This is a genomic window from Psychrobacter proteolyticus (genome assembly GCF_039762275.1).
Classification (GTDB): Bacteria; Pseudomonadota; Gammaproteobacteria; order Pseudomonadales; family Moraxellaceae; genus Psychrobacter; species Psychrobacter proteolyticus_C.
The window spans coordinates 21406-34884 of the sequence record NZ_JBDLOB010000002.1 but is presented as its reverse complement, the minus strand read 5'-3'; the positions used below and the strand labels follow the sequence as shown (position 1 = coordinate 34884).

The 13479-nt window shown below is 43.4% G+C and carries 11 protein-coding genes; 4 read left to right on the top strand and 7 right to left on the bottom strand.

From position 1 onward, the window contains the following. The first annotated feature begins 18 nt into the window (after window positions 1-18). Window positions 19-819, top strand: coding sequence for a lysophospholipid acyltransferase family protein (locus ABFV72_RS03220; protein WP_347162421.1), 801 nt, complete (start codon window positions 19-21; stop codon window positions 817-819). A 158-nt stretch (window positions 820-977) separates the two neighbouring features. Here ABFV72_RS03220 and ABFV72_RS03215 read toward each other — a convergent pair whose 3' ends face one another. Together ABFV72_RS03215 and ABFV72_RS03210 are read right to left on the bottom strand one after the other, a co-directional pair. Further along, a complete protein-coding gene (locus ABFV72_RS03215) occupies window positions 978-2018 on the bottom strand; it encodes an aldo/keto reductase (RefSeq protein WP_347162420.1) in 1041 nt (346 codons plus the stop codon). 65 nt (window positions 2019-2083) lie between these two features. Continuing rightward, window positions 2084-2581: an FKBP-type peptidyl-prolyl cis-trans isomerase gene (locus ABFV72_RS03210; RefSeq protein ID WP_201607374.1), complete on the bottom strand. Its 498-nt coding sequence runs from the start codon at window positions 2579-2581 to the stop codon at window positions 2084-2086. Window positions 2582-2764: 183 nt separating this feature from the next. Here ABFV72_RS03210 and ABFV72_RS03205 point away from each other — a divergent pair, with 183 nt between their 5' ends. Both ABFV72_RS03205 and ABFV72_RS03200 read left to right on the top strand, forming a co-directional pair. Next, entirely contained in the window at window positions 2765-3421 is a 657-nt protein-coding gene (locus tag ABFV72_RS03205) for a cold shock and DUF1294 domain-containing protein (RefSeq protein ID WP_347162419.1), read from the top strand. Between the two features lie 38 nt (window positions 3422-3459). After that, window positions 3460-4149 (top strand): S24 family peptidase, encoded by a 690-nt coding sequence (locus ABFV72_RS03200; protein WP_347162418.1) that lies wholly within the window; start codon window positions 3460-3462, stop codon window positions 4147-4149. A gap of 122 nt (window positions 4150-4271) precedes the next feature. Here the strand turns inward: ABFV72_RS03200 and lspA are convergent, their stop codons facing one another. The 4 genes from lspA to ABFV72_RS03180 all read right to left on the bottom strand — a co-directional run bounded on the left by lspA (window position 4272) and on the right by ABFV72_RS03180 (window position 10599). After that, window positions 4272-4922: a signal peptidase II gene (gene lspA, locus ABFV72_RS03195; RefSeq protein ID WP_347162417.1), complete on the bottom strand. Its 651-nt coding sequence runs from the start codon at window positions 4920-4922 to the stop codon at window positions 4272-4274. Next, the gene (gene ileS, locus ABFV72_RS03190; protein WP_347162416.1) at window positions 4915-7776 is read right to left on the bottom strand and encodes an isoleucine--tRNA ligase; all 2862 of its coding nucleotides are present in this window, start codon (window positions 7774-7776) and stop codon (window positions 4915-4917) included. The genes lspA and ileS overlap by 8 nt, the downstream gene beginning before the upstream one ends. Before the next feature lie 450 nt (window positions 7777-8226). Beyond that, on the bottom strand, window positions 8227-8775 hold the full coding sequence (locus ABFV72_RS03185; protein ID WP_347162415.1) for a protein disulfide oxidoreductase: 549 nt from the start codon (window positions 8773-8775) through the stop codon (window positions 8227-8229). Between the two features lie 186 nt (window positions 8776-8961). Further along, window positions 8962-10599 carry a carbon-nitrogen hydrolase family protein gene (locus ABFV72_RS03180; RefSeq protein WP_347162414.1) on the bottom strand — a complete coding sequence of 546 codons (1638 nt, stop codon included), beginning with the start codon at window positions 10597-10599 and terminating at the stop codon, window positions 8962-8964. 537 nt (window positions 10600-11136) lie between these two features. Here ABFV72_RS03180 and ABFV72_RS03175 point away from each other — a divergent pair. Next, window positions 11137-11766: a BLUF domain-containing protein gene (locus ABFV72_RS03175; protein WP_114701153.1), complete on the top strand. Its 630-nt coding sequence runs from the start codon at window positions 11137-11139 to the stop codon at window positions 11764-11766. 91 nt (window positions 11767-11857) lie between these two features. On the opposite strand, the gene ABFV72_RS03170 is transcribed toward ABFV72_RS03175, so the two are convergent. Next, window positions 11858-13294, bottom strand: a complete 1437-nt coding sequence (locus tag ABFV72_RS03170; protein ID WP_347162413.1) for an FAD-binding oxidoreductase — start codon at window positions 13292-13294, stop codon at window positions 11858-11860. Window positions 13295-13479: the final 185 nt, after the last annotated feature.

Genomic DNA, 13479 nt, shown 5'->3' with positions numbered 1-13479 from the left:
TTAATCATGAGGGCGAAGATGAGCCAAGCTAAATCAAGCTTTTCACTCAGACGACAGTTGAGCCGAGGCAGACAGGTTGCTGGTATGACCACGACCATGGTCGGCGGCATACGCGCGGCGAAGCGTATTGGTGCATTTAAGCAGCCACCACGCGAAACCCTACCACGCTATATCCAGACATTCTGCCGCAAGATGGCAGGCTCTTTTGGGGTAAAAGTGGTAGAAGTGGAACCTGTAGAGCAGTTCCATGGCTTATGGGTATCGAATCACGTGTCATGGATGGATATTCCTGTTGTTGGGACTGTAAGCCCAGCGTTCTTTTTATCCAAGGCTGAGATTGGTGAATGGCCTGTATTTGGCAAACTTGCTCATGCCGCAGGGACGCTTTTCATTGAGCGCGGCTCCGGTGATGCAAGCTCAGTATCGGCGCAGATTGCTGACTTTTTAGCCAAAGGATTTTCGATTGTTTTCTTCCCTGAGGCGACGACCACTAGTGGTAAAAAAGTAAAACGCATTCATGGAACATTGCTGCAAGCAGCCATCGATGCTGATGTGCCTATCAGACCGATCATCATCGCTTATGTCAATAAAGACGGCACACTAAGCGACGCATTGCCATACTATGGTAAGCTGACGATGAAAGAAAGTATGAAAAAAGTGCTCGATAGCAAAAACGTGACCGCTTACGTATTGCCACTCGCGCCTATAGATCCAGAAGGTCGTAACAAGAGTGAGCTTACCAATTTATTACAAGCACGCATGAATGAAGGGTTGGCTGAGCTGCATTCAAGAGTCCTTAGCGCACCAGTTGAAGACTGATTGTTTAGGGTTGAGCTAGTGTAGCTAATCTCAGCCAGGCAACAAAAGGGCGCAAATCGAAACGATTTGCGCCCTTTTTTATAGGAGATTTAATAGAGCAAACTTAATGTTATTTATTCATCAGGCTCTATTAATATCGAGTTTCCATAAAAGACCAACTATGGCGATGGATTAGGTTGCTGTGTATGCACCGCTTCAATCGCTTCTAATACATCTGCTGTTAGCTCCACATTGACACTATCGATGTTTGATTTGAGTTGCTCGGTCGTCGTTGCTCCAATGATGTTACTGGTGACAAAGTGACGAGAGTTTACAAAAGCCAATGACATCTGCGCCATGTCCAAACCTGCATCAGCAGCTATCTTGGCATATTGTTCAGTCGCTGATTTGGCCTGCTCGTTCACATAACGACCGAAACGATCATACATAGTCAGACGTGCGCCAGTTGGACGTTTACCATCAAGGTATTTGCCAGACAACACACCAAACCCAAGCGGTGAATACGCAAGTAGACCAACGTTTTCACGATGGGCAATCTCAGCCATACCAACTTCATATAAACGGTTCAATAGGCTATATGGGTTTTGCACGGTAAGTGGTGGAATTAGGCCGTTTTTATTTGCTTCCCATAGATAGCGCATGAGTCCCCACGCGGTATCATTCGATAGACCATAAGCACGAATACGACCTTTTTTAATTTCATCGTTCAACGCTTGAATAGTCTCTAAAAATGGCGTTAAATCGTCTAATGACTGTGCTGCCATCTCTTCATCATAGCCGCGCTGACCAAAGAAATTCGCCTGACGCTCTGGCCAATGCAGCTGATAGATATCGATATAGTCTGTTTGTAGACGTTCCAAATTACCATCGATAGCGCTGCTAATATGCTCGGCGTTAAAGCGCGTTTGTCCATCACGCAAAAAATTCATTGGCGATATTTTGCTAGCGAGAATGACTTTGTCACGCTGTTTGGTCTTGTTAAACCAAGTGCCCATAAAGCGCTCAGTATCACCTTGTTTGTCTTTATCTGGTGGTGACGGGTACATCTCGGCGGTATCCCAAAAATTCACACCTTCACTGAGCGCCATGTCCATTTGCTCGTGTGCTTCGGACTCAGTATTTTGCTGTCCCCATGTCATCGTGCCTAGACAGATTTTAGATACTTTTTCATCGAGTTGCGGTAACGTTTGATACTGCATATAAGTCTCCCTTTTGACTGTTTTTTATCAATATTTATTTTTAGATGAGTTATATCTATTGATGTTTACATCAATTTGATACCAGTGACACCGGGTGGTGTGACTTTAAAGATTTTTACTTTGAATAGTACGTCTTGTCCTGCCAGTGGGTGGTTAAAGTCGACTTCGACTTGATCATCATCGATGGCACTGATCGTACCGGGCAGTGTATTTTTACCTTTGTCTTCGAACTCAACCATCATGCCAATTTCTGGATTGTCAGCGACTAGCGCAAACTGAGTACGACTAAAGTGTTGGATGTTTTCAGGATTCCACTCACCAAATGCTTGCTCTGGCTCAAGGTGTGCGGTGCGAGTATCACCGGCGCGTAGATTCATTAGTACTTGCTCAAAGCCAGGTAACAAGCTCTCATCACCAATGGTCAAAGACACAGGTGCATCACGATTAAAAGTTGAGTCGATGATGGTGCCGTTCTCTAGTGAAACTTCAAAGTGTAACTTCACAAGGCTACCATGAGCGATACGAGTGTCTTCGTTTGGATTAATAAATTGAGATTGAGTCATAATAAAAAGCCATCGGTTGCTAGAATAAAAGAATAGAAAATAATGCGTTGGATTACAGTCTCTTTAATTGCCGTATTATCGTGTAAGAAATAATAAGCCATCTAAGACCAGATGTAAGCGTCAATAATGTAACGCAGATGGTGTACTATAATTGGCAATTCTAAAAGATATGAGGTGTCGGTAGTGAATAAACAACAAGGCACTGTCAAAAAATGGCAGGACGATAAAGGGTTTGGCTTTATTGAAACTGAAGCAGGCGAGTCTGTCTTCTTTCATATAAGTGAGTTTAAGGCTCAGCGCCGTCCTGATATCGGTGAGGCAGTGGTCTTTAGCATTGGACAAGATGCGGAGGGACGCAAGCGAGCCAAGCAAGTACAAGAGCTTGGGTTTGTACAGCAAAAAATGGCACAAAAAAATCAGCAGATCCGTCAGCGCAATCAGAAACGTAGCCATCAGGCAGAGTTTGAAGCGGGTCAAAAGAAACGCTCGTTTCTTGGACTGGCTTTTTATGGCGTTTTAGTTTTATTAGCAGCGACAGATAAACTGAGCTGGCTAGTGGTCGGCTGGTACGTCGTGCTAGGGATTATTACTTATGGCATGTATGCCAAAGACAAAGCTGCTGCGCAAAGTGGCGACTGGCGTACACCTGAGTCTACACTGCATATACTAAGCGCGCTTGGCGGTTGGGTAGGCGCGCTATTGGCTCAAACGTATCTGCGTCACAAATCACAAAAGCCTGAGTTTCGAGTGACTTATTATTTGACCGTCGTTGTGAACATGGCAGGGTTATTGTTTTTATTGGCAGGTGGTGGGTTAGAGACTTTGAAAGGATTTCTCTAAAAATGGGTTTTACGGAAATAAAATTAACGGAGATATAAGTGTCTAAACTATTTACTAGTATCGAAGACATTAGACGTGAGAACGTCAGAAGACTTATGCAGCAATATAAAACGAAAAGGATGGATCTATCACAAGGTACAAAGATCAATTATGCATTACTAGGCCACTATATAGGTAAAAATCCTATCAAAGCTATTGGTGACGAAACTGCAAGTAAGATAGAAACGTTTTTTAATAAACCTCCTAACTGGTTAGACCATGAACACAATAGCTTAGTTCAGGAAACAGTGAGTAATCTTTCTAAAGAAATAGTTGATGGTTTAATTGAGATACCAGTTTACAAGTCCTTTTTCTTTAATGAAGAAAACAATAGTTGTGATTTTGAAGACATTAAGGATATACATTTTTTCCAAGCTAATTACTTTAAAAGCAAAGGTATAAGCGTTGATTGTTTTAGAATGACTTTTGCGATTGATGATAGTATGCAGCCATATATAAACATTAAAGATAGAGTGGGAATTGCCACAGATGATACCGTCATAAGAGATGGTGATATATACGCCGTAATATTGAATGGCAAGTATTCTATGTTTAAACAGATATTTATAGAAACAGGTAACATGCTGCGACTACACAGCTTAAATAAAGACTATCCAGATAAATTAGTCGACTCAGATGAAAAGGTAAATCTCATCATTGTTGGTAAACAAATATACAGGGCTGGATAACTTATCAAATCATAAATAATGAGAGTGATTTTGGTACTTTATAATATAGATAAATCAAAAGTCCCACTATAGATAGCTATAGTGGGACTTTTTTATGATGGCATATCTTAGTTTAGATACTACTATCTAGCTTCACGCTTTTTTTCCAAAAACAGCATATCGATGACAATCAATAAGACACCGATAGATATACCGATATCCGCAATATTAAAAATCGGATAATGCCATGCATCGGCGTAATGCACATGGATAAAGTCAATCACATGACCATGTAGCAAGCGATCAATCAAGTTACCGACCGCGCCGCCAAGTACCAAAGCTAGACCGAACGATAGTAGCGTGGCTTTGCGTGGTGCTTTAATCAGATAGATGATTAGAAACAGCGACATGAGTAATGCCAGCCCTGAAAAGAACCACTTCTGCCAACCGCCAGCATCTGCCAAAAAGCTAAATGCCGCGCCATAATTATAAGCCAATGTCCAATTAAGAAATGGCTCGATCACTGGCACTGGATCATGAAAGGTCAGTTTGGTTTCTGCCAGCCATTTAGTCCACTGATCGATAATGACAATAACCAATGCCAATACATACCATACAAAAGCACGACTACCATTGGCTACTAGCTTTGGTATCCTATTTGTTGACTTGGTCAGGCGACTTCTAGGTGTAATCGAGCTACCCGTGGTTGCATGAGCAGGCTTAGGTGAATGGTCAACCTCAACCTGCGGCTGCTGGTCATGCTGGCTTTCAGACGAATCAGTTGGGTTAGGCATAGTGACGTACCTCGCCATCGCCACTGACATTGGTCACGCAGCGCGCGCATAGTTCAGGGTGTGTGCTATCTGTACCGATGTCATCACGGATGTGCCAGCAGCGTACGCACTTAGTACCAGTAGCCGCGCTTACTTGTACCACTAAATCTACAGCTTCTTCGGTATTGGTGTCGGTCGCTTCTGCTGTCTGTGTAATGCTATCAGCAGGTGCTTCGCTCATTGGCTTCAATGCAGCGTTACTAGTAATCAATACAAAACGTAGCTCTTCATCAAGCTTGGCTAAGCTCTCATACATTGCACCGTCAGCGTATAGACTCACGTCGGCAGACAAGTTGGCATTGATGATTTTTTCGCCACGTGCAGTTTCGATATGTTTATTCACCATGTCTTTGGCGAACATGATGCGCTGCCAGTCATTGTTGCTGATAGCACTTAGCTCAAACGCTGGGAACTCATACCATTCTTGAGTGAATACATAGCCGCCTTTATCCGCATCACGTTGGTTCAGCACTTCCCATGCCTCTTGCGCCGTGAATGACAAGATTGGTGTAATCCAGCGAATCAGCGCATGAGTGATATGGTAGATAGCCGTCTGTGCAGAACGACGAGGCTGTCCATCTGCCTGCGTAGTGTACTGGCGATCCTTGATAATATCTAGATAGAAGCTACCCAAGTCTTGTGAGCAAAACGCCGTCACGTGCTGAGTGACTTGGTGAAAGTCCATTGCATCATAAGCGCTTATGATTTGTGCTTGTACAGTTTGTGCGCGCTCAATAATGAATTTATCAAGACTGACCAATTCATTGATATCAATGCTATCAGTCGCTGGATTGAAGTCATCGGTATTGGCAAGCAAGAAACGTAAGGTGTTACGGATACGGCGATACATATCGATCGCACCCTTAAAGACCGTTTTACCTGCGCTCATTTCATAACGATAGTCACTCGATGCAATCCACAGACGCAGCATGTCAGCGCCTGTTTTATTAATCTCTTCTTGCGGAGTGATGATGTTGCCAAGTGATTTACTCATCTTGCGACCGTTTTCATCGACTACAAAGCCATGGGTCAGTACTTGCTTAAACGGTGGGCGCTCATACATCGCTTCTGACGTTAGCAGTGACGTCTGGAACCAGCCGCGATGTTGGTCAGAGCCTTCTAGATACATATCAGCTGGATTGGTCAATTCATCACGTTGATCAAGGACAGCGAAATGCGTCGTGCCTGAGTCAAACCAAACGTCCAACGTGTCAGTTGCTTTGTCATAGTCAGCGGCTTCACTGCCTAAGAAGTCTTCACAGCTAGCATCAAACCACGCTTCTACGCCGCCTTCATTGATTTTTTGTGCCGCAGTTTCCATTAGCTCAAGCGTGTTTGGATGCAGCTCGCCTGTTTCTTTATGCGTAAAGAAAGTAATCGGCACGCCCCACGTACGTTGACGCGAGATACACCAATCAGGACGACCCGTCATCATTGATTCGATACGGTTTTGTCCCCACGCTGGCGTCCAACTTACCGATGGAATGTCAGCAAGCGCGCGAGCGCGTAAGCCTTTGGTTTCCATGTTGATAAACCACTGAGGCGTAGCACGGAAAATAATTGGCGACTTATGACGCCAGCAATGCGGATAGCTGTGCTCAATTTTGGTATGGCTGATTAGATGGCCGTTGTCATGTAGTGCAGCGATGATTTTTGGATTGGCTTTATAGATGTGCTCGCCGGCAAATACAGCAGCGCTATCTAAATAAACGCCCGTGCCGCTTACTGGGTTTTCCACTGGTAAGTTGTATTTTAGACCAACGATATAATCGTCAAGGCCGTGACCAGGGGCCGTATGTACCAGACCAGTACCACTATCAGTAGTCACATGATCGCCCAAGATGAGCGGTACTTGACGGTCTGCAATTAGTGGATGCTGGGCATGTAGGCCTTCAAGCTCACTGCCTGATACAGTTGCTAGAATGCCGTTATTGTCTAGTTTTAGCTCACTCAACGCAGTTTCGACAAGATCCGCTGCGAGTAGTAGGTTGCCTTTTTCAGTAGCGACCACGCTATAGTTATGCTCAGGATGTACTGAGATAGCTTGGTTGGCAGGCAGGGTCCAGGGCGTAGTTGTCCAAATAACAGCAGCGATATTATCTGCGATATCTGCCAATGCGGCTACTTTATCTGTACCGAGTACATCAAAGCTGACATAGATCGCGTCAGAGACTTTGTCTTGATATTCTACTTCAGCTTCTGCTAGGGCAGAGCTACAGTCCAAGCACCAGTTGACCGGCTTCATACCGCGAGTCACATGACCATTGTCATAGATTTTGGCAAGCGCACGTACGATGTTGGCTTCTTGATGGAAGTTCATGGTCAGATAAGGGTTGTCCCAATCACCAAACACACCTAGACGCTTGAAGTCTGCTTTTTGCAGTTCAATCTGAGTACTCGCATATTCGCGGCATAGACCACGGAATTCGGTCGCAGACACTTTTTGACCAACTTTACCGACCTTGGCTTCGACTTTTTGTTCGATTGGCAGACCATGACAATCCCAACCAGGGACATAAGGCGCATCAAATCCTGATAAGGTTTTTGATTTTACAATAATGTCTTTTAGTACTTTATTGACTGCGTGACCCAAGTGAATCTGACCGTTGGCGTATGGAGGGCCATCGTGCAAAATATATTTGGTTGCACCAGCACGCGCCTGACGAATTTTACCGTAGACGTCATCCGCTTCCCAAGCAGCCAACCAATCTGGCTCGCGCTTGGCAAGGTTTGCGCGCATCGCAAATGGCGTATCCGCAAGGTTCAGCGTGTCTTTGTAATCTTGGCTTGGTGTGTCAGTGCTTTTATCAGTCATAGAAGGTATCTTTTTAAAAGGTAGGTTTGTGTGTCGGTTCAAAACCGGATACAAGGCTCGATGTTCAATGTAGTTCAATATAGTACTGAGGGTTACGCGATATTGATAATGCTTAATTACTAATAGTAGGTATATTGCTCATCATAGTCGGTTTATCAACCATCATGTCAATAAATACCCATTGTCGCTCATTAGTCGGTAAATAGTTACGTCAATAATAAATGGTAACGAGACGATTGCAACATAAAATATGCTGGTAAAAATAATTCAAGAAAATATTTAGATCGGCAGCTATTATATGACAAAAAGGGTAGGGTAAAAAGAGCTGTGCGAGGTCAACCCAATTTTGTCCAATATCAATCGTTTATCTACGTCATATATCCTCAGCAAAGATGTAGCTATAAGCTCCTTGAATGCTTATTTATTGAAATATAAAGTACGACTCAACTGCTAAAAAACAGACGCTAACCACAAGCGCAGTTTCAATGACCATAATGGCTGAATACCTGTCAGCCCTTGTGTCATCTCGCCATTCTCTAATACCACATAAGACGGTGTGACTTGTCCTTGCCAATCCGCAAAGATATCGCCTTGTTGATCATTTATGGTAGTGAAGTCAAACTGATGTTGATCGAGGTAGCTGCGTAGCTCTTGGTTTGAGCCTGACTGTATGGCCACAGTGACAACGGGATAGTTATCTGCTGCGAGCTTACTGATGGTAGGCGAGGTAAAGCTGCAGACTGAACACCACGTACCCCAAAAGTATACCAGTGTGGGACGCTCGTGACTCATCGCTGCTAGATCGATAGTTTGCCCCTGGTAATCGGTCAGTTGCAACTGAGGGTTGGCAGGAATGATAGGCTGTCGCCACCAATTAACTGCACTATAGATCACGACAAACATGAGACCGTATAACATTATCGTTTTAAGTATCGAAATTATCTTCGGCTTAGTTTGCTTCTTTGGTTTTATTTTTGTTTGCTCAATATCAGTCGTCATGACATCCGCTTTTTAGTTTGCATACTGTTTTCAGTTATTTTCAAATGATGGCTTATCGTTACTGCTTATATTATCGTAATTGCCTATATGGTCATTGCACAAAGAGTAGACAGTAGATAAAAATAAACGGCTGAAAATCAGCCGTATTATTTATAAAGTCTACTATAAGTGTGCGACGTCAACCTATTATGGCTTTTGTGCTCGGTTTTGTAATGGATCACCAATAAGCACGCTGCCTGAATTTTCACGGCGCTGCTCATCAGTTAATTTGCTCGCTGGAACTTTAGATTTTCGCTTCCATTTCAAGCTAAACAAGTCATCACGGCGGTCGATTAAGTTATGTACTGAGCCTTCGTGACGAACGTGAGTAAGCTTGTCCAAGTTTACATCAGAGAAGAACACCATCTCCGTGTTGGCAGTGGTCTCTGCCATAATCGCATCATGCGGGAACGCAAAGTCTGATGGTGAAAAAATCGACGACTGAGCGTACTGAATATCCAAACTCTCAACTTGCGGTAAGTTACCGACTGAACCGCAAATCATCACATAGCATTCGTTTTCGATAGCACGGGCTTGCGCACAGTGGCGGACACGTAGATAGCCGTTTTTGGTGTCAGTCCAGAAGGGCACAAACAAGATATCCATGTCATCAAGTGCCATTAGACGTGCAAGCTCAGGGAACTCAACATCGTAGCAGACCAAAATACCGATACGACCCGCATCTGTGTCGAATACTTTGACTTCATCGCCACCTTCGATTACCCAAGCGCTGCGCTCATGCGGGGTAATATGAATTTTGCGCTGCTCTTCAACGGTGCCATCGCGGCGGCACAGATAGCTGACGTTGTATAAAGTATCATCTTCGTCTAGTAACGGCATCGAACCGGTAATGACGTTGACGTTATAGCTGACGGCTAAATGCGAGATTTCATTTTTGAACCACTCGGTATAACCCGCCAAAAATCGAATGGCAATATTTTGATCGGTTTCTTCGCATAAACCCATCAATGGCGCATTGAAAAATTCAGGTAAGCAGGCAAAGTCTGAGTTGTAGTCAGCCATGATATCGACAAAGAACTCAACCTGTTGCAATAGCTCCTCAGGTGATTCGACTTCACGCATTTGCCACTGAATACCACCAATACGCACCTCAGACTTGCGTGTATTAGGCTTATAATCTTTAGGCTCGTAATAGATATTTGCCCACTCAAGCAAGGTAGCAAAGCCCTTCGACTGCTTATCATCTGGCAGGTAAGCGGTCAAAATACGTTTAACAATAAAGCCATTAGACAGCTGGAACGACAAAGCTGAATCGTGAATTTCACGGCTTTCAACGGCATCGATGTACTCGCCTGGGGTCAGGTCTTTATGATTGTGGTAATTAGGAATACGGCCGCCGGCAAGAATAGAGCGGAAATTCAACTGACGACACAGCTCTTTACGAGCATCATAAAGACGGCGACCGAGGCGATAGCCACGATAATCAGGGTCGATGAGCGCATCTAAACCATAGATTGCATCACCTTCTGGGTTGTCTCTGATGATTTCTTTTTGCCCAATCAAATCATCATAGGTGTGCGGGTTAGAGAACTTTGCATAATCGACACGCATCGAGAGCACGATACCGATTAATTGGTCATGGTCAAACAAAGCAATCTGACCTTCAGGAAAAGCGTCAATCAAAGTATGAATGGTTGTCTTTGACCACGCGCCACCCAAGTTTACATAGACACGATCCATCAAAGCTTTTAATTGTGGGTAATCTTTTTTCTTAATCTCAGCAATCGTGAGGTGAAAGTCATCTAGTTTTTCCATCTTACTCATAAGTTTCCTGTTTTAAATAGCTATTGAATGTAGTGGTAACAAATAATGGTGTCATAGCACATTGATATGCCGATTTTTGTGCAAAAAAGTAATAAAAATATTCCAATAGGAAGATATTGTCGTTACAATAATTTATTGCCGTATTTACAATAGGTTATGTTGATATATTAGGCCGTTTTGCTCACTCTATTTAGTAATGGTTTTAGCTAACGTATAGGGTTAAAAGATAGCGAACGCCGCATTCTATATCACTTTACACCTATTAGGTTTGTGAGTACCGATAAGGGCCTAGCTCTACGTTATCATTGTACCTGCGACTGTCTTGCTATTTATTATCTCAATATAGAATCTAAATAATATCTATCAGCACCTTTTGTTTTGCTTGTTATCATAGCAAGCTGTAACGGTAATAACAGTCTCACGTAGTAAATATTTGCTACGTTTTTGTGAGTCAATTTTTTGTTTCAACTCAGGCATAGTATTGTGTTGCTTGTTTCGTTTAGCCGTATCTTATCGGCTTCTTAGGATTATTTTATTATGCCTTTAAATCATACCAATAGAATCATGAAGTGGGATGACATAGATGACTCCGCTTTGGTTCAGTTGGTTTATGTCAGTACGCTGACTCTTGGCTCGCGTTTGAGCACTTCTATTTTTGATGAAGTAGAAGGCCACGCACGTAACTACAATCAGCAGCATAACATCACAGGCACGCTATGCTACGGCAATGGTCACTTCTTGCAATGTATTGAAGGCAAAAAATCAGACGTATTTAATCTGCAAGAGCGTATCTTTGTAGATAGTCGTCATAAGAATGTAGAAGTGTTGCTATTACAAGTCATCAATCATCGCAGCTTTGCCGACTGGCGTATGCGCTTGCTGTTTTTGGAGCGTTGGTTATGGTCACCCGCAACCAAGAAACAGGCCGTACAATTATCTCCGTTTTTACCATTTGCGCCGCACGGCTGGTCATCTGATCGGACTGAGCAGTTTTTGCAAATTATCAAAACTTTCGATAGTCCACCTCATATTAAGGCGGCAGGTATTACTTATAATGCTTTAGGTAATATGGTACGTCATATCGCGGCACCGCATCAGGCGTTTCTGATTATTCAAGGGTTTTTGAGCATATTACTGGTCGTCGCATTGATACTGTTATATTTATAGATTGTAGTTTTTGCGAATTATAAATCCAAAAAAAGACGCTAGCCTCTCGGGTTAGCGTCTTTTTATTTAGATTAAGTGTTTAGCGTGCTAATCACATATCAAAAATCTTACCACGGTTCATAATGTTGTTTGGATCGAATACTTTTTTGACTTCTCGTAAATAATCAATCTCAGTCTCACTGCGGCTATAGTGCAAGTACGGCTTCTTCGTCATACCCACCCCATGCTCAGCAGACACTGAACCGCCATATTTCTGTACCGTCTCAAACACATATTTATTGACGACCTGACACTCAGCAAAGAAATCATCTTTATTCATGTTTTCTGGTTTTAAAATATTCAGATGCAAATTACCATCACCGATATGACCAAACCAACAGACTTCAAAGTCAGGATAGTTACTGCTGACAATGTGATCAATCTCTTCGATAAAGGTCGGTACGTGACTTATTAGCACCGAGACATCGTTTTTATAAGGGGTAAATACTGAGATGGTCTCTGAGATATACTCACGTAGCTTCCACAGCTCTTCAGCCTGTGTGAGATTTTGACTCATCACCCCATCGACGACCCAACCTTGCTCCATACAATGCTCAAATATGGCCATGGCTTTGTCCATGATTGGCTCATAAGGCGCTTCAAACTCTAATAGCGTATAGAACTTGGTACGTGATTCAAAGGGTTCTTGTACTTGACCATGTGCCATCAGCTTATCAATGGCTACATCGTCAAAGAACTCAAATGCCGTCAAATCAATCTGTGCTTGAAAGGCAGAGAGTACGTTCATGACGTCATTAAAGCTGTCCATGCCAAGCACCATGACGTTTAAATCTTGTGGCTGACGCTCAAGTTTGATTTGCGCGTGAGTAACAAGGCCAAGCGTACCTTCACTACCGATGAACAATTGGCGCAAGTCATAACCAGTAGCATTCTTTACCATGCCGCGATTGAGGTGCAAGATATCGCCTTTACCTGTGACAACAGTCAGACCCATGATCCATTGACGAGTCATGCCATAACGAATGACTTTGATACCGCCTGCGTTGGTGCCGATGTTGCCGCCTATCTGACTAGAGCCTGCTGAGGCAAAGTCGACAGGGTAGTATAAGTCTTTTGATTCAGCGAATTCTTGCAACTGCTGAGTGACCACACCTGCCTCAATTTCGACCATACGATCGGCAGGATAAAACTGTCCGATACGGTTCATTTTATCCATGCTAACAACGATTTCACCGTTGGCTGCGACGGCACCAGCAGACAGGCCTGTACGACCACCACTGGGGGTTAGGACGACGTTGTGCTCATTGGCAAGGAGTACTATAGTCTGTACTTGTTCAGTGTTCTTTGGAAAAACGATGGCAGAGGCAGCAGGGGCAAAGTGCTTGGTCCAGTCTTTGCCCCAATGCTCTAGACTTTCAGCATCGGTTTTGATTTGGGTCGGGTCGAAGTCATGGTTATCAGTGAGCGTGCTCAAGATGGTTTGCACGGCATTAGTTTCGGATGTGTTCTGAGCGGTAGTTGGCGTCATGGTCAAATCTCAATATTGGCGTAAGCACGATGCTGGGACTGTTTATTATATAGCGAAATAACTATAAATTCAGTGATGAGTCAGCTCGTAGAGGTAATAAGTGGATGATAATTTTTACCTATAAGAAGAGGTAAGTAATAAATAATTGATTCGAGCGGTTTCAAACAGAATAATTCACTATAGCA